We start from the raw sequence: 20528 nt of genomic DNA on the forward strand, positions 1-20528 counted from the left end.
TTAGATTGGAGTAGGTCCATGTGCACCACAGAACCTTCGCCGAGCGAGGCGAGGACCGAGCCGACCGGGCACCGCGCGCCTGACGTGAGTGAGGCGTCGGCGCCGATCGTGAGCGGCGAGCCGGTGCAGGTCGCCGACGGCGTCTTCGTGATCCCCGACCAGCGCGTGGAGCTCGTCCCGAACGTCGGCATCATCGTGGGCGAGCAGGCCGCGCTGGTCATCGACACGGGCATCGGCCCCCGCAACGGCGGCTACGTCCTGGACCAAGCCCGACGACTGGCCGGCGAGCGGCGCCTGTACCTGACCGTCACGCACTTCCACCCCGAGCACGGCTTCGGTGCCCAGGCCTTCAAGGGCGCCGCAACGATCATCTACAACCGGGGCCAGCGCGACGAACTGCGCCGCAAGGGCGCCGCATACATCGACATGTTCAAAGGCCTGAGCGCCGCCGTCGCGGCCGAGTTCGAGGGCGTCGACCTCATCGACCCCGACCTCACCTACGACGGCCAGGCCGAGATCGACCTCGGCGGTCGCACAGCGGTGCTGCGCACCGTCGGCCCGGCACACACCGCCTCCGACCAGACCGTGCTCATCGACGACCGCGTGCTGTTCGGCGGTGACCTGTTCGAGACTCGCATCTTCCCGATCACGCCGTACTTTCCGCCGTACGACGCCGACGTCGACGGCGCGCATTGGATCACCGTGCTCGACCAGCTCACCGCCCTCAACCCCGAGATCGTCGTCCCCGGCCACGGCGAGGTGAGCGACGTCTCGCTGATTCGCGATGTCCGCGACTACCTCGCCTACGTCCGGGACGAAGCCGGTCGCCTGCGGGCAGCCGGTGCCTCCGCCGACGAAGCGGCGGCCACGATCGACAAGGACGCCCGCGCTCGCTGGAACACCTGGGAACGGCCCGAATGGATCAGCTTCGCCGCTCGGACCTTCTATGACGCCGACCCCGCAGGCTGAAACCCACGGCACATCCAGACAGCCACCCGCTCGCCCGACCTCCTGCCCCCTGTCGGCCAGGACGCGGCGCGCACATCGCTGGCCCGCAGTGTGAACAGAAGGGAATCCACGCAATGAGCACACAGACCGAACCGGGTGCAGCGAGCCCAAACGTCCCAGAATCCGACGGCCGACGAGAGCGCCGTATCTCAGCCTACGCGAGGATCTTCGCCGTGCCGGAGGAGGAGGTGCTCGCGGCCTTCTCCAGGCGCGTCGGGCTGCCGTTCGCCGAAGAGGCGCTCCAGGCCGCCGGCGGAACCGCATGGGCACATCCCGCACTGAACGGACGGGATCGCAGCATCGCCATCATCACTGCCCTGGCCGCCCAAGGCGTGGCCGAAGACCGCCTGGGCACCCATCTGCAACTGGCACGACGCCACGGGCTCGACGAGGAGACGCTCACCGCCCTCATGACGCTCCTGGCCGGCTACATCGGATACCCCAAAGCCTCCCTCGCCATGGAGAGCGTCCACGGGTCGTTCACCTCGGCCGGTCAGGACGACACCGCCCATCAGTAGGTCACCCCACTCGCAGCGACCCGCCCTCCTATCATGGCCTTGCCTCTTCATGCCGCAGCGCAGGGACCAGGAGTGTGCCTCGAACGCGTGGCGGTCGCGGCCGTTGGCGGTGGTGACCCGGGCGTGCCTGCCGGATCCGCCGCTCAACGTTCATACAGCTCCCCGTCACGTAGCCCTGAAGCCACCAGCTGACCGTCGCGTTCAGCCACCTCGCGGCACTGCCCCGAACCAGCCACCTGACCCGACGAAACCGTCAGTGACCACCCATGACCCGAGGACCACCCGACCCGCGCGTCAGGCTCTCGGCATGCCCACTCTTCGAGAGCAGCCCGTAGCTCGGCGCGGTGCGGCACGTGCGAGCTCGGGTCGGCGACGGGCAGGGCGTGCGGCACGTGCCGGTCACGGGACATCGCCAGCGTCGTACGCGAGACGCCGAGGATCAGGCCGGGCAGCCAGCTGAGTGGGACGGCTTATCCATCAGGCCACCATGTCCGTGCGATGTCCTTTCGGACCTCCGGGCCCGGACATGGATCCGTTTTCTCATGCGAGTGACAGGGGTCAGGCTCTCTTTGGGAGCAATCTCGCGTGCCACGGCCTCGAGTGATGGTGGGATGGGTCCCGCGAAGTGAGTGTTTCGCGGACGTAAGTACTCGCCCGGCTGACTGGGGGCAGCCGAACGCGGCCGCGCCGCCGGGCACGACAAACCCGAGACCACTGTCAGGCCGCCGAACATCAAGTACGTCATGGGTGTCGCGAAGAGCAGCATCATGACGGTGCCATGGATGGTGAAGACCTGGTTGCAAGTGTGCTCGTTCACGAACTGGAGTTCGGGGCGGGCCAGTTCGCCCCGCACGGCCACGGCGAGCAGGCCCGCGAGGGCGAGCCTCGCAGTGCGGTCTCCGGGCGCGCGGACGCCGGCGGGCGCGCGGTGCGAGGCGCCGCGGCGTGCGTATGCGTCGTACGTCGCACCCGGACTCTCTTGCCCCCGGCCAGGCGGCACCGTACGCTCACGGCGACGTACCGACTGGACGGTATGCCTCAGGGGCCGATACGCGGCGACGAGCAGCCTGCCGGGTGTGCCCGCCGGCCCCTATCCACCGCCGACTGCAGGAGCCGCCGGAGATGACCACAATCAACCACCAGGTGCGCCTGGCCGCACGTCCCGTGGGCGAGCCGCGTGACACTGACTGGCAGCACGTCGAGGAGCCCGTCGGTGAGCCGGGCGACGGGGAATTCCTGGTGCAGGTGCTCTACCTGTCGATCGACCCGGCGATGCGCGGCTGGATGAACGCGGGCAGGTCCTACATCCGCCCGGTGGAGGTGGGCGAGGTGATGCGTGCCGGCGCGGTGGGACGGGTGATCGCCTCCCGGCACCCCGGCTTCACGGTCGGCGACCATGTGTCGGGCGCGTTCGGCGTGCAGGAGTACTGCCTGTCGGACGGGCGCGACATCACCAAGGCCGACCCGGCGGCGGCGCCTCTGCCGACCTACCTCGGCGCCCTCGGCCTGTCGGGCCTGACTGCCTACTTCGGTCTGATCGACATCGGACGTCCCGAGCCCGGCCAGACCGTCGTCGTCTCCGGAGCGGCCGGGGCGGTCGGGAGCGTCGTCGGCCAGATCGCCAAGACCTTGGGCTGCCGGGTCGTAGGCATCGCCGGCGGCGAGCGCAAGTGCCGGTTGCTGGTCGAAGAGTTGGGGTTCGACGCCGCGATCGACTACCAGACCGAGGACGTCCGCAAGGCGCTGCGCGAACACGCTCCCGACGGCGTCGATGTGTACTTCGACAACGTCGGCGGTGAGGTCCTGGACGCCGTGCTGCTCCGGCTGGCGCGAGATGCCCGCGTCGTCATCTGCGGCGCTGTCTCCCAGTACAACAGCACCGAGCCGAAGGGCCCCGCCAACTACATGTCACTGTTGGTGAACCGCGCCACCATGACGGGCATGGTGGTGTTCGACTACGCCGACCGCTATGCCGAGGGCATCGCACAGCTGGCCAAGTGGCGGGCGAAGGGGCAGCTGAAGTCGCTCGAGGACGTGGTGTCCGGTGGAGTGGCGGCGTTCCCCGAGACCCTTATGCGGCTGTTCCGCGGTGAGAACCGCGGCAAGCTGGTGCTCAAGGTCGCGGAGGAGCAGGGCAGCGAGAAGGGAGAAAACCGATGAAGGCGCTGACCTACCAGGGCCGCCACGACATTCGCTACGAGGATGTCCCCGACCCGACCCTCACCAGGCCGACCGACGCGGTTGTCCAGGTCACCACGGCCGGCATCTGCGGCAGCGACCTGCACATCTACGGGGGCAATCCGTTCAGCCCGGAACTGGGCTACACCCCGGGACACGAGTGTGTCGGCGTGGTCGTCGAGACGGGCGACCAGGTCACGCGCTTCAAGCCCGGCGACCGGGTCATGGTTCCCGCCTCGGTCGGCTGCACCCTGTGCCGGACGTGCGCGGCCGGGTTCACCGCCCGCTGCGAGCGCGCCAAGAATCCGACGGACCTCTGCTACGGCGTGAGCCCGCAGCTCCCGGGCAGTCAAGCCCAGGCCTTGGCCGTGCCCTACGCGGACATCAACCTGGTGCACCTGCCCGAGGGCATCTCCGACGCCGCTGCCGTGGTCCTCACGGACAACGCTCCCACGGCCTGGTACGGCTGTCGTCGCGCCCGCATCCAGCCGGGCGAGACCGTCCTGGTCATCGGCCTCGGCCCGGTCGGGCTCATGGCCGCCCAGTCCGCCTTCGCGATGGGCGCCGCGCGTGTACTGGGCGCGGATCTGGTCGCGGAGCGCCGGGCCTTCGCCGCCACCCTGGGCGTCGAGCCGGTCGAGGGCGAGGACGCACGGGCGGCCATACGGGAGATGACCGCGGGACGCGGACCGGATGCCGTGGTGGAGGCCGTGGGCTCGGACGCCACCATCGAACTCGCTCTCAAAGCCGTCCGTCAGGCCGGCCGGGTCAGTGTCATCGGGGTCAGCCAGAACAAGGCCTTTCCCTTCCACATGGGACTGGCCCAGATCAAGGAGCTGGAGTTCGCCATCGGACTGTGCTCGATCCACTACGAGCTCCCTGCCCTGATCGCCCTCACCCAAGCCGGCCGGATCACCCCGGAGGTCGTGGTCTCCCACCGCTTCGCCCTCTCCGAAGGCTCCGGAGCATACGAACTGTTCAACAGCCGCGCCGACGGAGTCCGCAAGATTCTTCTCGACCCTGCCCGTTGAGGCGTCCCGGCGCCGCCGCCCCGTCGCGCCCCCTATGCGGACCGCAGAGCCGGCACGCCATCCCGGAGAAACGCGACCATGCCGCACGCCGGGTTACACCGAGGGGATCAGCTGTCGGGCAGGACACCCCGAAGCGCCTTGTCCAGCTCCTTGGCCAGTTCGCTGTCGCTCGGCGGGTCGTCGGTGAAGAGCTTGCCGAGCTCGGTGGTGAAGGTCTGGGTGAAGGCGCCGTAGAGCGGGGTGCGTGGGCGTGACACGGCCCCTGTGAGGGCCGGGAGGAGGATGCCGCGGGCGTACTCGGGCCGTCCGTGGTCGTCGCGCGGCATCCGGTCCGTGCTCTCGCCCGACGATGAGGGCGAGGTGGTGACGGTCGCGGCTCCGGAGGGTTTCGCGGACCGGCACGTCACGTCGTTGTCCCGGTACGCGGACTTCCGCGTAGCCGCGAACCCCGCGTCGAGCAGACAGCGTTCGCTCTCCGCGCCGGTCAGGAACTTGATCAAGTCGAGTGCCCCGGCCTCCTGTCCGGACGACCGGGTGACCGCGAGGTTCTGCCCGCCGAGCACAGCCGTGCCGGGGAGCGGGGCCACGCCGAGCTGCGTGGTGCTCAGGGACTGGTGGAGGGTGCGGTACGCGTACGGCCAGTGGCGCAGGAACGCTGTTCGGCCGTTCGCGAAGTCGGTGAGCGAAGCGGCCTCGTCGGAATGGAGGGCGTCCTTGAGGAGGTACGGGCCCTGGGTACGGCTGCGCAGTTCCGCGAGGCCCATCTCCAGATCCTGTACGGAGGCGGTGTAGCGGCCGTCGCCGTCGGTGAGGGTGACGCCGCCCGGGGCGGACGCGAACGCCTCGACACCGTTGACCGTGCGGCCCTCGTAGGCGCCGAACTGCGCGGTCCAGCCCTTTTCGTAGCCGCTCGGCCTGTCCTTGCCCGTGTTCTCGTCGAGCGTGCCGATCAGCTCCTTCAGTTCCGCCCAGTCGAGGCCCTTGCTCAGGTCGGTGTTCTGCACGCCCGCCTGGTCCAGGTAGTCACGGCGGTAATAGAGCAGCCCGACATCGCTGTTGAACGGCACTGCGTAGACCTTGCCGTCCCAGCGAGCCGTGCCGGCCACGGACTTGATGACGTCGCCGTCGACCATAGTTTCGGGCAGCGGGCGGATCAGCCCCGCGTCGGCGAACTCCGGCACCCACGTGACGTCGAGGTTGACCACGTCGTACTGCGCGCTGTCGGACTGGAGCGCGCCGAGGAGCTGGCTGCGCTGTTCGTCCGCGGAGCCCGGGAGTTCCACCAGGCGGGCGTGGCGGTTCGTGTGCAGCCGGTCCTGCTGGGTGTTCCACGCGTCGATGAGCTGCTGGCGGATGCCGCCCTTGCCCGTCACGTCCCGCCCGCTGGCGACGACGATGTCCCCGGAGCTGCCGGGAGCGATCGTGGCACCGGACTGCGGGGAGGTGCCGCCGCCGGTGCAGGCCGCGCAGGCCGTGAGCAGAGCGGCGAGCACCCACCGCAACCCCGGTGTCCGCGATCGCATCACTCGTCTCCCGTTCCGGTGCGCGCCACCTCGTCGCGCAGGCCTGCGACGAGATCGCTCATGGTGTCCAGGCAGCGGCCGCCGCTCGCCTCGGAGACGCGCGCGTCCGGCTTGCCCCGGTCGCAGCCGCCGCTGTCGAGGGCCGCCATGACCACCGGAACGCCCTTGTCCTCGGCCTTCGTGAGGAGATCGCCCAGCTTTCCGCCGGTGAGGTGGTTGTTGTCCTCGTCGTCGGTGACGTACACGATCAGCTGGGGACGCTCATCGTCCTTGCCACGCCCGGCCATGTAGTCCAGGGCCGCCTTCAGCGCGCCGTACGGATCGGCTTCGACGTCGTGGACCGCTGTCTTGCGGTCGATGGTCTTCTCGGCGTCCGCCCGCCGGTGGCGGCCGAAGGGCAACAGCACGCTGGACGGGCTGCCGCCGCGTGAGGCCACGGCCCAGATGCCGTACTCGTCCCGATCGCCGAGGCCGCCCAGCGACTGCTTCAGGATGCCGGGGGCGCCGCCCGGCCCCTCCCACAGGTCGCCCATCGAGCCGGAGCTGTCGAGGAGGAACAGGACCCGGCCCGGGCCGTTGGCGTTCCGGTAGCGCTGCAGAGCCGTCGTCATCGCGTCGGCATCGGCGGGGGAGGGCAGCCGGCCGGGGTGGGCGAGGGTCCCGGCCTCCGTGTCGGGAGCGGTGAGGAAGTCGTGGGCGCCGGAAACGGTGCGGAAGCCGTCGTCGCCGAAGACGTCCAGTCCGCCGCCGGGCTTCTCGGCGTCACCGTCTCCGTGGGTGAGCCAGACACGGAAGCGCCCGACGGCCTCGTCCCGGGCCGACTTGTCGCGTTCGGCGTCCTCCCAGCGGACACGGACGAAGGTGGGGTCCAGGGCCGGGACGTCCGTGGGGTACTCGGCCATTCGCCTGCTGCGCGTCGTCCGGTCGCAGCCGACGCCGCTGACCATCAGGAACTCGGGTACGAGCGCGGCGGTGCGGTCGTCGACCGCCCGGTCGTCCGGCAGTGTGCACAGCAGGTCCGAGCCCGTGAGCGAGGGCGGTCCCGACTGCGCCACGCTTCCCTCCGCCGTGCTCACGCCGGCCGCGCCGGGGCCGTACAGGCCGACGGTCGCCAGCAACGCCGAATCCGTGTACTCGGGGTCGGTGCGCCGCACGTCGGCGTCCTTCTGCTGCCGGGTGAGCTTCTTCCTGAGCGCGGCGAGCGAAACCCCGGTCCGGCCGCTCACCGAGGCCTCTGCGATGTTCTGCGGCACGGACAGCACCATCGGGGAGTACGCGAACGGGCCGTCCGGCTCCAGCGTCAGGTACGTGCGCGGCGGTTCGACCGGCTGCGCCCGGGCCACGCTCGCGGACGTCGCCGGGATCCAGATGTCCGGCTGCGGGCCGATGTCGCGCTGCGGGTCGAGGTCGTCGCTGACGGGACGCTGCCAGGGGTCGGACTGGCCGCGGAAACCCGTCACGGCGTCCGCCGTGCCCGCGCTGTACACCGTGATCCCGCTGCGTCGGCAGCCGCCGGGCGTGGTGTTCGCTGCGGACGTCAGATAGGCGTCCGCGGCTTTACGGACGGTGGACTCGATGTCCGGGTCTGTGAGCAGGCGCAGTTCGAGGGGCGGGCCGCAGGAGGACTGGTCGGGACCGGTGCCGGCGAAGGCCAGGTAGCCGCCGATGCCCGCGGCCATCAGGACGGCTGCGGCCACCGCCGTGTGGCGGGGCTTGTTCCGCAGCCACAGCAGCACCCGGCCGGCCGCGGACGGCACGGCGAGGGTCCAGGCGCGAAACCGGGTGAACAGGCGTCGCCACCACGGCAGTTCACCGGCACGTTCGGCGGCCTTTGCCGGCTGCGCCGGGGGCCGCCGCGACGGCGGTGAGGGCTGTTCCAACTCCGCTGAGCCGGACGGCTGTTCCGGCTCACCGCGAGGCTCGGCTGCCCCCTTCGAGGCCTCCTGCGGCGATTTCGCGGATGGCAGCGGATGCACGGGTGGCGGCCGAACGCCGGGGGTTGCTGCCGGCGGCTCGGGCGGTGTCGCGGTGGACGGGCTCGAGAGGAGGATGTCCGTGTCGCCCCACCGCTGCGGTTCCCACCGTTCGTTGCGGAGGGTCCTGTGGTGGGACATGTGTGCGGTGAGCGCCTCCGACAGGTCCTGGAACCCCACGTCGGCGCCCTGCCGGTCGATGCCGCCTTCCAGGAGCCGCACCAGCCGCGCCGTGAACGGGGTGGCGCTCGCGTCGTCCCCCGCGTCGATCCGGTTGTTGGCCTGCACGCTCATCAGCACCGAGAAGCGCCGCCGATCGGCGAGGGCCTCGCACACCTGGGCGGCGTTACCCGCGTTGCAGCAGTCGAGGACGACGACCACATGTCGGGCCCGGCTCGTGGCGAGCACGGTCAGCACGCTGGAAAAAGGGTCGGCGCCCGGGAACACAGCGCGGCTGCCGGGCACGACGCGCGCGTTGCGCATCTGCAGCCAGAGCTCGTCGCCGGCACTGGGCACGGCCCCATGACCGGCGAAGTAGAAGAGGAGCAGCCCCTCGGCCTCGTCGGCGGCGATGCGCAGCGACTCGCTGAACGCGTCCAGGTACGGCGACCCGGAGACGACGACCTCTCCCTTGCGGAAGACACCGCCGCGCGGCAACGCCTCTTCCAGCAGGGAGATGTTGTGCGCCACGGCGGCGAGGTCGCCGGGGACGCCGTGCGGGTCGTCCGGCCGCGTGGAGTCGTACGCGGACACGCCGATCAGCAGTGCCCGGTTCACCTCTCCACGCGGGTCGAAGCGGAGCACCGGCCTACCTCTCGTCGAGGGTCACCGGGTCGACGTCGTAGTCGGGCGGATCGCCGCTCTCCACGGAACGGCGGTTTTCGTACCAGGCCTTGACGCCCCTCCCGACTTGCTTGAACACGGTGTCGAACGCGGACTGGGCAGCCGCCCCGGAGAGCAGCATGAGGATCTCGATCGCGGCACCCATGGGCCTGCCGTGCTCGTCCGTCCCCTGCTTGTCGGTCCCGGCGCTCTCCTGGATCCGCAGATCGCCGTTTCTGACCAGCTCCTCCAGTGGTTTCTCCCGCTCCAGCCATTTCTTCAGAGCGTCGATGTCGCTCTGGCTAGCGGTCCCGTCCAGCCGGACCCGGATCGCACGGGTTGCCACATCCTCCCCCTCAGTCATAACTCACCATCATGGCACGGCTGTTGGCGACGGGGGAGGGTCGCGGGATCCGTCACGGTGAGCCGCCTGGGGCATCGGGCGGCGGGGCGTGTGGCGCGTCGGCAGAGCCTGGGCGCTGCGCGCCGTGCGGCATGGTCGTCGTGGCGCTCCATCGGGGCCTCCTTGGTCATGGATGTACACGGAGCCGGGCCGGCTGAACTCAAGGATGCTGCTGAGGGCACCCGTCACCTGGCCGACGATTGGGGCGCTGCCTCCGTCACCAGCCAGACGCACCATAGGGTCGATGGCTGCCCCGCCCTCGACGCGCGTTTCTCCTCCACGAAGGGGGACCGCATGGTCGCCACCAGTCTCGCCGTCGCCGATGACGATCACATCGTTCAGGTCGTGACCGAGCCTGGACGACCACGGGCCAATACCTGTACCTGCGGTACCGGCACGGTGAGGGGACCGTCGAGCAGCCGGGCGAGGACATCGACACCTGGTGCGGCGAGGAGTCGAGGCTCTGGGCCAGCTGGGACGACGGAACCGACGGCGGCTGGATCGAACTCACCGATTTCCCCGCCATGGCCGGCCTGCGGCTGGCCCCGGACGCCGAGGTCCACACCACAGCGCCGATCGACCGGAAGGCATGAGAACGATGGTCACGCGCCCGAGCCGCGATTACGCGATCACCACGACGTACTCCGTGCCTTCGTGTCTGATCAGCTTTTCGGGAGCCGCAGCCGGATGCTGTCGTCGCCGCATTTCCACTGGTCGGGGCTCCGTCCCCCCCGCCGTGGGCGAGGGGCGACATGATTCCAGGTTGCGATCAGCATGCGGGCGACTTGGAGTGGAGTGAGACATATCTGCAGGCGGCCAGAGGCACCTGAGCACGCCCGTGCTACGCGCCATGCTGGGGATCTTATGCCGTCCGGAAGGCGAAGAGGGATGGCAGGCAATGCGAACGAACATCATCCGCGGCGAGCGCATGGTCATCAGCTACGACGTGGTGAACGGCTGGACCGTTCTCGAGGTCGATGGCGAGATAGACGTCCACACCTCGCCCAGGATCAGCGAAGCAGTGATCAAGCTGCTCGATGAGGGGCACCGCCACTTCGTCCTGGACCTGTGCTTTGTACCGTTCCTGGACTCCGTAGGGCTGGGGGCGGTCGTAGCAAGCACGAAGCGCATCCGTGAGCACGAGGGTTCACTCCGTATCACGTGTCCCTCTGCGCGGTTGCGTAAGGTCTTTGAGATCAGCGGCCTCCACGATGCTTACGAGTTCTACGACTCACCAGGGGAAGCAACGCTTCAGGTTCCATCGGGCAGCGGTCTCGCGCACTGGCCCCATGGCTGAGGCGAAGGTGACGACCGAAGCGCGGTGTCGGCGGGGGGACCTCGCGTGCGACAAGGACCGTGCAGACGTGCAGACGTCGGGCAGTGAGGCCTCTGCTCTCAGAGGGATACGTGCTCAGCGCCCACCTGGCGTCCGGCATGCGCCTCGGCACAGCGCCTGCCGAGCTGACCTTCGCGGGAACGTCGTACTGCCTATGGGCCTGGACCTGGCGGGCAGACTGAACCGGCTCACCCGCCCGGACGGCCCGTCCGACCACCTTGCGAACGGACGCGTCGGCCGTTCCTGGAGCCGCGGCCCACGCACGACGGCCGACGATCAGCGCGACTTGCGGGCTCGTAGGAGCCTCGAGTCCTCCGAGGGCTGCGTTGCTCAGGTCTCGGCTGCCGCGGCCTGAATGTCCTGGCGAACATGATCCATCAGCTCGCCCATGTCACCGACCTTGGCATCGAGTTGTTCCGCGCGCGGCGCCACCTGGCGGAGCCATGCCACCGTGGCCAGCGCAAGCTCAACAGCCTCATCCTTTCGACCGTCGCCCAGCAGCTCCTCGATCTTGAAGGCGATGCTGCCGAGGGTTTCGTCGTCGGTTTCCGGGACCAGGTAACCCTTGAGGCCGGGTGGATAGGGGGTCTGCTCCCGTGATTCGCGCAGGGCGGTGACGACCGCGGGCTCTTCGCTGAATTGATCGAGCAGTCCCTCGAGGACGTACATCCGTGCCACCAGTCGAGGCAGTCCTGCGTGTCGGTCCAGCCATGCCATCAGCTCACGTTGACCACCGAGGTGGTCGATGACCTGCGTTACCGACTCGGTGGTCTTGGTGGGCAGGACCCAGTGGAACGGCAGGAGCCGCGCTACCTGGTCGGCAAGTGCCGCCTCGCCCTGGGGATCCAGTGTGCCGGCAACGAAGTCGCTGACCAGCGCGGAATCCAAGCCGAAACCGGCAGGCGACGACCGGTCTTGTGACGTGTGTGACGAGTCGTGGCGCAGACGCAAGAGTTCGTTGACGATCCTGCTCAGCGGTTTGTCGTGCACGGATCCTCCCAGCACGTCATACAGTGCTCATCGCTTCGAGGGTGTTTGCTCCTGGCGGCAGAGGCGGTGCGACGAGGGAAGCAGCTTCCCGGAGCTCGCATCAACACTGTGCCGCCCGATGCCGGGGACATGCGCGTCTGTTAGCCCGGGTGGGCTAGGGACGCCGGTGATGTCTACCGCGTCATGACCACCGTCTCCGCCGACGACGTCGCCCAGACCTTCACCGAGCTGCGCGACGATACCCGCGTCGGCGACACTGCCCGCTGCGAAGCGTCCGGATGGGGCCGAAGCCGTTCCGGGTTCTCACCGACACGGGTCGGTGTGATCGGACTGCTGGCAGGCTTTTTGGACGCTCTTTGGGGCGCCTCACGGCAACTGGCCGTGTGGTCGTGATCGGGCGTGATCGCCGTTGGTGGCCTGGCGTGCTCGGAGGTGTCCCCGGAACAGCGTCACCGGGCCGGGATCGGCTGAGTGAGGTTCACCGGGTTGCCGTCGGGGTCCTGGATGTGGGCGACGCGCTGTCCCCACGGCATGTCGTTGGGGCCGCCGCGGACCGAGCCGCCCAGCGCCTCCACCCGGCCGAGCGTCTCGTCGACGTCGTCGACACCGATGCTGAGCAGGATCCGCGACGCCGCCCCAGTCCCCGGGTTCGCCTGGGCCACCAGCCCGAGGTCGGTGTCGCCGATGCGCAAGCCGAGGTAGAAGGCCGGGCCTTCCGCCGGTACCCGGAAGATCTCCTCAGCGCCGAACAATTTCGTATAGAAGCCGAGCAGAACGGCCTGGTCGGCAGTCACGATCACTGGCTGGATGGTGGACATGGCACTCCTGTCGAGAACGGTCGTGTCGCTGGGTAGACCGATCGAGGAAGGCGAACGCATCGGCAAAACCACCCCGCCGGACGATCTACAACACAGACTGCCGCCCACGACCAGCACGAGCACCCCGAAACGAGGTCACGCCGCCCCGCTGACCAGCCACTTCAAGATGGCGGAGCTTCGGTGGGGGCCTGTGTGCCCGAGCGGTCAGCCGGTCGCGGCAGCAAGTCCCGTGATCCCGGCGTGTCGGAAGATCTTGCGGAGATTGTGGCGGGCGGCCAGCAGATGCCATTCGCCACGGTCCCCGTCTTCGCCGCGTAGGAGAAGTTGGTGGCCGTTCTGGCAGGTCATGAGCACTTCACGCTGATGGGCGACGAGGTGACGTGGTTGCGCAACAAGACGGGAGCGACCCGGTCGGGTTCGCCGTGCAGTTGAAGTCCCTCACCTGGCGGGGCCGGTTTCCCAAGCTGCGTATCCAGCTGCCGCCAGATGCGGTGGAGCACGTCGCCAAGCAGGTCGGAGTACTGGCCGCGGAGCTGGCGTTCTACGACTTCACCGGGCGCACGGCCAAACGCCACCGAAGTGAGTTGCGTCGGCTGACCGGCTGGCACGAGTACGGGGTGAACGAGGAGGTCAAGCTCACCGCGCACCTGGTCGACGCGATCTGGCACGACAAGCGTCGCGAGGAACAGGTGCGCGCGGAGCTGATCGAGAGGGGGCTTTGGGCCGGTCGCCGGCGTCGGCCGGGCTCCAGTAGGCGTGCGTGACGATCGCGATCGCGAGATCGCTGTTTCTCCCGGTGGTCTCCGCGCACGGGGCTGGGTCCTGGATCCAGGGTCGGGACCTCTTCAGCGGCCCGATCCGTCTCATGAACCCGGCGTTCTCCCAGGTGGTGTCACTGATCAGTTCTGTCGTCTGTGCCACCGGCGCCCCAAACCCGAGGTTGGAATGGGGCCTCGTACGGCTTCGGTTCCGCCGTATCTGCCCCCGTGCTGTACACCCTGCTGTACGGTCGGAACATGTCGAAGTCAGTGACGATCCGGGTTCCCGAAGAGCTCCACGCGCAACTGCGGGAGCGGGCCGAAGCCGAGGGCACCACGGTCACCGCGCTCATCACCGAGGCCGCGCACAACGTGGTCCGCGACCCCAGACTGGACAGCGCCGCGGAGGTCTTCCGCACGTTCATCGCCGACAACGCGACTGCGTTCGACGCGGCCTTCCCCGACGAGGCCCCGGACCGGCTGGACGCCTCGGGGCGGGCGGCCTGACGTGGAGCTTCACATCGACATCCGCTGGCTCCTCGAACGCCAAGCGGAGGTCCTGCCCAAGCAGCCCTCGGTCCACGACTTCTCCAACCTCGTGGCCGCCGTCGCCCGCCACCGCGTCAACACCCCCCAGGTCGGCATCACCGTCGACAACGCCTGGCGCGCAGCCGCCCTGATGCACGCCATCATCCGGCTGCGCCCCCTCCCGGCCCGCAACGCCCTGTACGGCGCCGCGATCGTCACCGCGTACATGGACGCCGCCAGCGAGACCATCGACCCGCCGTACGGCGCGCTGATCGACCTCGCCCGCGACATCGACGCCGGCCGCGCCGACGGATACGACGCAGCCGACCGCATCCGCTCCTGGCGGGTCTGACCTCACTTTGATGCAGCAGCGCCCCGGACTTCCCCTTCGTCCGGGGCGCTGCTGCATCTGCCGCACCGCGCAGTGCCTGGTGCGGCGCGGTGGCCTGCACGGCACAGCCTCCGGTGGTGCGCCGCCGAGGCTAGTGGGAGCGGTTCTGCCGCCGGTAGTGCCCTGGCGAAGCTCCCATCACGCGTTTGAAAGCGTGACTGAAGGAGCTCTCGGAGCTGTAGCCCCAGCGGGTGGCGATTGCCGCCACAGTGCGGTCGCCGGTTCGCAATTCGCGTGCCGCGGAGCGGATTCGCCAGCCCGCGAGGTACTCCAGGGGCGGTACGCCCACGCTTTCCGTGAACCTGGCGGCGAACTGGGACCGCGACATGCCGACCTTGGCTGCGAGTTCCGCGACGGTCCAGCGGTGCGCCGGCATGTCGTGCAGGAGAGCCAGTGCCGCCCCGACCTGGCGATCGGCAAGGGCGGTGAGCCAGGCACCCTCGGCGGCGCCGCGGTCTGCGACATGGGCCCGGAGCACATGGACCAACAGGACATGCGCCAGCCGTTCCGTGACAAAGGGAGTACCCAGACCGGGAGCGTCGGTCTCGGCGCGAAGCATCTCGAGCGCGCCCCGGACGGCGTCCGCGACACCGGACGAGCCACCGACGTGGATGAGTGGCGGGAGGACGTCCAGGAGCACCGCGGAGTCCGCCTCGCTGAGGTCGAATCCGCACCCTACGACAACCGCGTCCCGTGCCGATCCGATCCGGACGGTGGATCCCGGGGCATAGTTCGCGAAGACCTCTGTGCTGGAGACCGCACGCACCGTCCGGCCGCCGGACAGCTCGTACGTCCGGCCGTTGCCGATCAGGTAGCAGTCGCCCTCGGCGAGCGTCACGGGTTCCGGGAGGCCGGCCACGGTGACCCGGCACGTGCCCTGCAGCACCGCACCGAACTTGATGTGCCGGTAGCCCGGGAAACCGACGGCCCACGGCTCCGCGGCTTCGAGCCGCCCGAACTGGGCGGTGCGCAGGTCGAGTAGGCCGAGTACGTCGGTCAGGGGGTCCATTGGCTGTCCTCCGGCCGCAGTCGCCCAAGCGGTCCGGTCAGCGGGCCCTGCTCGGGTCGGCGGCGCACTGTCTCACAGGTTCTGGACGCGGGCAGCGTGTGCCGCAGGAACGGGCCGGCTGGGCGAGGTGCAGCGACCGATCCACGCGACCATGCGACGGCGGCTGTCCTTCGGCACCACGCGCACAACGTGCCTGCTCACTCCCTCGTCCTGCTTGCTGCCCCGGTCCGGCACCCGCGCCGGGCGGCATCCTGCGGCCCGGTGCGCCGACATCGCCTGGCAGACCATGCGGAAGCCGCGGTCCGGGCGCGGCCCGGACCGCGGACTCCGCAAACCACGCGGTCGGCCCCGGCTCCCACGTGCTGCTCCTCGGTGACGCCGCGGCCAGTGGTGTGCGTGACCGCGGCCTGCCGCAGAACCTAATACACCCCGTGAAGCCGGGGAATGTTCCACGGTCCGCTCCTCTTGACCGATCGTCCGGCGAGGCCTCCCCGACGTGTTCGGCAGGCCTCGCCGGACGTGTCGGGGACGACCGCGCAAGAAGCGCGGACGGTGAAGCATGGCCCGTCCCGCACCGCCCCCCTAGCGTCGACGATGAGCCAAGCGCCTTCACCTGCTCCCGGCCTGCCCCATGCGCCCGGGACCACATCGGGTACCACTCCGCTTTTGTGCAGGGCGCGCTCCTGCCGCAAAATTTCCCCGTCAAAGGCCGTTACATGACCAGTGCAGTACACAGCAAGCCCGCGATCCTGCTCGTCCACGGTGCCTGGCACGGCGCCTGGTGCTGGGAGAAACTCGTCCCCGAACTCACCGCGCTGGGATGGCGTGTCGCCACCGTCGATCTGCCGAGCGCTTCGGCCGACCCCGACAACACCGCCGGCATGTACGACGACGCCCTCGCCGTCCGCGCCTGCCTGGACGGCATCGAGGGGCCGGTAACCGTCCTCGCGCACTCCTACGGCGGCCTGCCCGCGACGGAGGCTGCCGTCGGCGTCCCCAAGGTGTCCCGCCTCGTGTATCTGTCCGCGTTCCAGCTCGAGGAGGGCGATTCGCTCGCCGGCCAGAGCGGAGGGCAGCTTCCCAGCGGTGACAGCGGCACGCTCCCGGCCCCCGACGATCCGTACACGTACTTCTACGCCGACGCCGCCCAGGAGGACGCCGACCGCGCCGCCGAACGGCTGGTCCTGCAGACGGTGAAATCCGTCAGCGAACCGCTCACGGCAGCGGCGTGGAAGACAGTGGCCTCCAGCTACATCGTCTGTGAGAAGGACGCGGTACTGCCGCCCGTGCTCCAGGAGGCGATGGCGGCCCGAGCTGATCGCTCATACCGTTTGCCCTCCAGCCACTCTCCCTTCCTGTCCATGCCCGCCGAACTGGCCCGTCTGATCACCGCCGACGCCCACCGATAGGACCCGCTCAGGCGTCGTTTCGCACCACTTGCCCGCGCGGCTGAAGCGACGGCAACCTCACCGCACCGCCTCGCACGGGCAACGTGCTCCCACGCCGGTTCGGTGGCGGGTTGCGATCCACGCAACTGCTCGTGTACGAGGTCCTGTACCGAGCAGGATGCGTCGTCCCCGTCGGCCCGCCACGAGACGGGCCACTGCTTCGTCCAGCCGTCGCCCAGGCCAGGACACTGCTTGAGTCGGCGTTCGACGGCGCGAAAAGGCCCTGCCGGCTGCACTGATGAGACCGGACGGCTCCGGTGCCAGCGGGCAGGTGCCGGATGGCGGCGATCGCTCGTAGTGGCGCGGTGGCGTAGCCGGGCGTCTGGAGGAAGCCGGGCGCCACGTCGGAGCAGCAGGCCGTGAAGTGCCGTGTGCGTTCAAACAGCGGCAGGTTGAACTGTCCTACCCAGGGCATACGTCGGCGCTCATCTGCAGAGTCCAACGCGATCATGGAGGCGAGGAACTCGAAGCGGGTACAGGCAGCCTGGTACGCCGCGTCGTCAGGCTCGGTGGCCTGGAGTGGTTCGCGTGCCTGCCGCCGAAGGTAGCTGCTCTGCGGGAAGGTCCACCTATGCCCGGTGGGCGGGGGCATCACGGAGTCAAGGCTGTTCGGCAGGACGCGCACTGGGTTGAGGTGGATGGCCGGCGGTTGGGTCTGGGACCTGCCCCAGGGGGTGGTCCAGGCGGGCTGGGCCAAGATGGTCGCCAGGAACTCCTCGCAGCGGGCGATAACGGCCCTGACGCTGTCGCCCCAGGATGACGTACAGGAAAGCCTGCGCCACGAGCCCGTTGAGAGTCGGCGACGCCAAAGAGGCAGCGTGTTATGGGAGTTGATGGCCGCCTTCCATCAGTTTCCTGGGACCAGCGGCTTCAGCCGCTGGGGGAATCGAGTCTGGCTCTGTTCTTGACGAGGACGCCCCCGTCGGTACCGACCGCACCGTCCGGATCACCGCTCCTTGCGAGCGGGCGCAGCAACTGCACGCCCGGATCGGCTCGCGCTGCACGACACCGGACGGCCGCCCGCACCAGCCCCGCGTAACTCGGTTCCGACGCCGGTTCCCCTCCCGCTGATCCCCGGCCACGGAACCCTCTGGCCGACCAGCCGTCCCCGATCGAGGCGGCCCGTGCCCAGCGCCGCCGCGAGGCGGCCCTATCACGCTGTCTGCTTCGGCTTCCTCGCCCGGCGGACGGAGTCGGGTCTATTGACGGTGGCCGGTGGCCAGTTCGAGAATGACACGTCATTCCGCGTTCCGCTGACGTGAGGGGAACTCCGTGCCCGGAGGCGTGGTCGACAAGCGGGACGCGATCCTGCGCGCCGCGGGAAAGGTATTCGCCGAACGCGGCTACCACGCGACCGGCATCTCTGACATCGCGCGGGAACTCGGCGCCGGACACGGCACGTTCTACCGTTACTTCAGGAACAAGGAGGACATCGCGCGGAGCGTGGTATCGCGAGCGCTCGGCCGGATAACGGACGCGCTGTCCGACGAAGACCCCGGCTCCTCGGAGACACTGTCGCAGTACCGGGAGCAGGTCAGGCGGATCGGCCACAAGTTGTTCGAACTCGTCGTTGCCGAGCCGGAGTTGGGCCGCATTCTGTTCTACGACGCGATAGCCATCGACCGCGCCGAGCCCGACCTTGCGGGCAAGGCCATGGAGGCGGCAGCCGCGTACACCGCCGCGTTCATCCGCAACGGCCAGGACCGTGGCTTTCTGCGTCGCGATCTGGACGCCCATGTGGTCGGGCTCGCGGTGAACGGGATGATCGTGACGGGAGCCGTACGCCTGCTGCACGTGCAGGACCCCGCCGGCATGCGTCAGCCGTGGATTCACACGGTGGAAACCCTCATGTTCGACGGCCTCGGCTCCTCCTGAGCCGCGGGCCCGCAAGGACCGTTCATTTCTTCTGCCTTCGAAGCGGAATGACGTGTCATTCCGGAGAGGAGAGCACGATGGTCCAGGTCGACGTCTTCTGGTCGTACGGCATCGGCGCAAGCTTCGCGACCGCCGCCGCGTACCAACTCGCCGGCAGGCCCGGTTCGCCCCGCCGCCGCGTCCTTCGGTGTTCGGACCCGTACCTGATGGGCACCGTCCTGTACTGCTCGGTGCTGTTCGCGCCCAGCGGCGCATGGCTGCTCTGGGGCTTCCCGGACTGGGAGACGATGCAGGTGGCGCCTGGGCACGAAGCGCTGCCCGCCTGGCTGGTCGCCCTGTTCGCCGCAACCAACGTGAGCCAGGGCCTACTCGGATACTGGGTCGCTGCGCGGCTGATCGCGGCCGGCCGCGCGTACGCCGCCTTCCTCCAGGCCGGAGTGGGATACCTCGGGATGTTCTTCATCCTGGTCCACGGCTGGGACGGGCGCGGGTACCAGCGGTTCTTCTCGGCCGACCGGAAAACCTTCGCGGCCTGGCCGGAGCACCCGGGCTTCAGGCAAGTCCTGTCGCGCGTCGGCGACTGGCTGTCTTCGCCGGTCGCGCTGACGCTGTACGGGATGGGAGCCGTCCTCGTACCCGTGATGCTGGGAGCGATGGCCTCCTGGCTCGGGTCGGGCGAGCGTGAGCCAGGCAGCGGTGCGGCACCCGGGCACGTCCGCATCGTGCTCGCGGTGCTGGGTGCCGTCTTCGGAGTGGCGCTCGGCAGCGCCGTAGCCTCAAGTGTTCTGATCCATCTGCTGGGCTGGTGGCTCGGCGTGCCCGCCGCGACGGCCCTCATCGCCGTGGCCGTCGTCCGGCGTGGGACGGGTGCGGCCCACCGCGCCTTCGGGCTGCTGGCCCTGCCCGACGTGCACGGCGGCCGCCCGCGGCACGTTCCGTCGGCCGGCTGACGGCGTCGGGAGGGCTTGCTGTTCCGCCTGCGACGGAGAGGCGACCGACCCGTCGTGAAGCCCGTTGAGGAAGTTCGGCGTAACGGCGCGCCGGAGATGGCCGTGCGCGAGGACGTGCGCCAGCGTGTGGCCAACTGGAACGCCTTGAGTCCGTAGTCGCTGTCCAACGTCTGGATCGGCACTTCGATCGAGTCGGATGAGTACTGCTGGCGGGCTGATGAGCTGCGGAGGATCCCGGCTGCCGTCCGGTTCTTGTCGCTGGAGCCGTTGCTGGGGCCGGTGCCGTCCCGGGAGCTGTCGGGGATCGATTGGGTGATCGTCGGCGGCGAGAGCGGCTCGGTTCACCGGTCGCTGGACTTGGCCTGGGTCCGCGATATTCGAGACCGGTGTGTCGATCTCCGGGTGGCTCTGTTGTTCAAGCAGGTCGGTGGGCTGACCCAGAAGGCCGACGGCCGTCTGCTCGATGGCCGGACCGGGGATGAGTTCCCCGCACGGCGTCCGTGGCGGGGGCTGAAACTGGCGACCTCGCGTGATCAGGAGTCGCTCCGTGCGACGCGGTCCAGTCGCAACGATGGGTGACCGCGGGCGAGATTGTATCAGCTTTCGGGCATGCCATCGTCAGTAGGACGCTCGTGGAGAGGGTGGGTAGACCGTACGTCCTCAAGGTCCCTACCCGTCGCGGAGTGCTCGTCAGTCGGTGGCCCTACGTACCACCCAGCAACCGAGCACCGACCGGACGGAGGACCTGACGCGATGATCGATCGCAGGACTTCCGGGTCGGCAGCGAGGATGTCGACGTAGTGCTGGACGGCGTAGTTCCGCGACCGGTCTTCGCCCGTCGCGCCTCTCTACGGCGCCGCTTCCTGTGGTCGTACCGTTCACGGGCCGCCTTCGCCGGAAGACTTCACTCGGCAGTGGTATCAGCCCGCCCCGGGAACCCGGAGACGGCGGTCGCGCTCAAGGAGCGGG

20 protein-coding genes and 1 pseudogene are annotated in these 20528 nt (G+C 69.3%); 13 read left to right on the forward strand and 8 right to left on the reverse strand.

Annotated elements, in window-relative coordinates; translation table 11 throughout:
- The first annotated feature begins 18 nt into the window (after positions 1-18).
- Positions 19-969 (forward strand): MBL fold metallo-hydrolase, encoded by a 951-nt coding sequence (locus tag OG390_RS49345; protein WP_406177294.1) that lies wholly within the window; start codon positions 19-21, stop codon positions 967-969.
- Positions 970-1181: 212 nt separating this feature from the next.
- Positions 1182-1526, forward strand: coding sequence for a carboxymuconolactone decarboxylase family protein (locus tag OG390_RS49350; protein WP_406177296.1), 345 nt, complete (start codon positions 1182-1184; stop codon positions 1524-1526).
- Positions 1527-2197: 671 nt separating this feature from the next.
- On the opposite strand, the pseudogene OG390_RS49355 reads toward OG390_RS49350, so the two are convergent.
- Positions 2198-2403: pseudogene (locus OG390_RS49355) on the reverse strand (cytochrome ubiquinol oxidase subunit I); the annotation flags it as partial.
- Positions 2404-2648: 245 nt separating this feature from the next.
- Here OG390_RS49355 and OG390_RS49360 point away from each other — a divergent pair.
- Entirely contained in the window at positions 2649-3686 is a 1038-nt protein-coding gene (locus tag OG390_RS49360) for an NADP-dependent oxidoreductase (RefSeq protein WP_406177298.1), read from the forward strand.
- Positions 3683-4735, forward strand: coding sequence for an alcohol dehydrogenase catalytic domain-containing protein (locus OG390_RS49365; protein WP_406177300.1), 1053 nt, complete (start codon positions 3683-3685; stop codon positions 4733-4735). Before OG390_RS49360 ends, OG390_RS49365 begins: the two co-directional genes overlap by 4 nt.
- A 107-nt stretch (positions 4736-4842) precedes the next feature.
- On the opposite strand, the gene OG390_RS49370 is transcribed toward OG390_RS49365, so the two are convergent.
- The 3 genes from OG390_RS49370 to OG390_RS49380 are packed head-to-tail and all read right to left on the reverse strand — an operon-like array spanning position 4843 to position 9399.
- Complete coding sequence (locus OG390_RS49370; RefSeq protein ID WP_406177301.1) at positions 4843-6258, reverse strand: extracellular solute-binding protein; 1416 nt, start codon at positions 6256-6258, stop codon at positions 4843-4845.
- Positions 6258-9035, reverse strand: a complete 2778-nt coding sequence (locus OG390_RS49375) for a VWA domain-containing protein (protein WP_406177303.1) — start codon at positions 9033-9035, stop codon at positions 6258-6260. Before OG390_RS49375 ends, OG390_RS49370 begins: the two co-directional genes overlap by 1 nt.
- A gap of 4 nt (positions 9036-9039) precedes the next feature.
- A complete protein-coding gene (locus tag OG390_RS49380; RefSeq protein ID WP_406177305.1) occupies positions 9040-9399 on the reverse strand; it encodes a hypothetical protein in 360 nt (119 codons plus the stop codon).
- Positions 9400-10354: 955 nt separating this feature from the next.
- Between OG390_RS49380 and OG390_RS49385 the strand changes: the two genes are divergently transcribed.
- Complete coding sequence (locus OG390_RS49385; protein WP_406177307.1) at positions 10355-10753, forward strand: STAS domain-containing protein; 399 nt, start codon at positions 10355-10357, stop codon at positions 10751-10753.
- 369 nt (positions 10754-11122) lie between these two features.
- Here the strand turns inward: OG390_RS49385 and OG390_RS49390 are convergent, their stop codons facing one another.
- The gene (locus OG390_RS49390; RefSeq protein ID WP_406177308.1) at positions 11123-11782 is read right to left on the reverse strand and encodes a hypothetical protein; all 660 of its coding nucleotides are present in this window, start codon (positions 11780-11782) and stop codon (positions 11123-11125) included.
- A 183-nt stretch (positions 11783-11965) separates the two neighbouring features.
- Between OG390_RS49390 and OG390_RS49395 the strand changes: the two genes are divergently transcribed.
- A complete protein-coding gene (locus OG390_RS49395) occupies positions 11966-12175 on the forward strand; it encodes a hypothetical protein (RefSeq protein WP_406177310.1) in 210 nt (69 codons plus the stop codon).
- Between the two features lie 56 nt (positions 12176-12231).
- On the opposite strand, the gene OG390_RS49400 is transcribed toward OG390_RS49395, so the two are convergent.
- Both OG390_RS49400 and OG390_RS49405 read right to left on the reverse strand, forming a co-directional pair.
- Positions 12232-12600, reverse strand: coding sequence for a VOC family protein (locus OG390_RS49400; RefSeq protein WP_406177312.1), 369 nt, complete (start codon positions 12598-12600; stop codon positions 12232-12234).
- 204 nt (positions 12601-12804) lie between these two features.
- Positions 12805-12948, reverse strand: a complete 144-nt coding sequence (locus tag OG390_RS49405; RefSeq protein WP_406177313.1) for a hypothetical protein — start codon at positions 12946-12948, stop codon at positions 12805-12807.
- Positions 12949-12980: 32 nt separating this feature from the next.
- On the opposite strand from OG390_RS49405, the gene OG390_RS49410 reads away from it, so the two are divergent.
- From OG390_RS49410 to OG390_RS49420, 3 genes are all read left to right on the forward strand, one after another.
- Positions 12981-13364, forward strand: coding sequence for a DUF4158 domain-containing protein (locus OG390_RS49410; protein ID WP_406177315.1), 384 nt, complete (start codon positions 12981-12983; stop codon positions 13362-13364).
- Between the two features lie 252 nt (positions 13365-13616).
- Positions 13617-13865, forward strand: coding sequence for a YlcI/YnfO family protein (locus OG390_RS49415; RefSeq protein WP_406177316.1), 249 nt, complete (start codon positions 13617-13619; stop codon positions 13863-13865).
- A 1-nt stretch (position 13866) separates the two neighbouring features.
- On the forward strand, positions 13867-14238 hold the full coding sequence (locus OG390_RS49420) for a toxin Doc (protein WP_406177318.1): 372 nt from the start codon (positions 13867-13869) through the stop codon (positions 14236-14238).
- A gap of 130 nt (positions 14239-14368) precedes the next feature.
- Here the strand turns inward: OG390_RS49420 and OG390_RS49425 are convergent, their stop codons facing one another.
- On the reverse strand, positions 14369-15286 hold the full coding sequence (locus OG390_RS49425; RefSeq protein WP_406177319.1) for an AraC family transcriptional regulator: 918 nt from the start codon (positions 15284-15286) through the stop codon (positions 14369-14371).
- Positions 15287-16002: 716 nt separating this feature from the next.
- Here OG390_RS49425 and OG390_RS49430 point away from each other — a divergent pair.
- From OG390_RS49430 to OG390_RS49445, 4 genes are all read left to right on the forward strand, one after another.
- Positions 16003-16695, forward strand: a complete 693-nt coding sequence (locus OG390_RS49430) for an alpha/beta fold hydrolase (protein ID WP_406177321.1) — start codon at positions 16003-16005, stop codon at positions 16693-16695.
- A gap of 1311 nt (positions 16696-18006) precedes the next feature.
- Entirely contained in the window at positions 18007-18609 is a 603-nt protein-coding gene (locus tag OG390_RS49435) for a TetR/AcrR family transcriptional regulator (protein ID WP_406177323.1), read from the forward strand.
- A 77-nt stretch (positions 18610-18686) separates the two neighbouring features.
- A complete protein-coding gene (locus OG390_RS49440) occupies positions 18687-19559 on the forward strand; it encodes a hypothetical protein (protein WP_406177325.1) in 873 nt (290 codons plus the stop codon).
- Positions 19560-19733: 174 nt separating this feature from the next.
- A complete protein-coding gene (locus OG390_RS49445; protein ID WP_406178330.1) occupies positions 19734-20138 on the forward strand; it encodes a DUF5131 family protein in 405 nt (134 codons plus the stop codon).
- Positions 20139-20528 lie beyond the last annotated feature (390 nt).

It is taken from the genome of Streptomyces sp. NBC_00996, from assembly GCF_045162675.1.
In the GTDB taxonomy this organism is placed as follows: Bacteria; Actinomycetota; Actinomycetes; order Streptomycetales; family Streptomycetaceae; genus Streptomyces.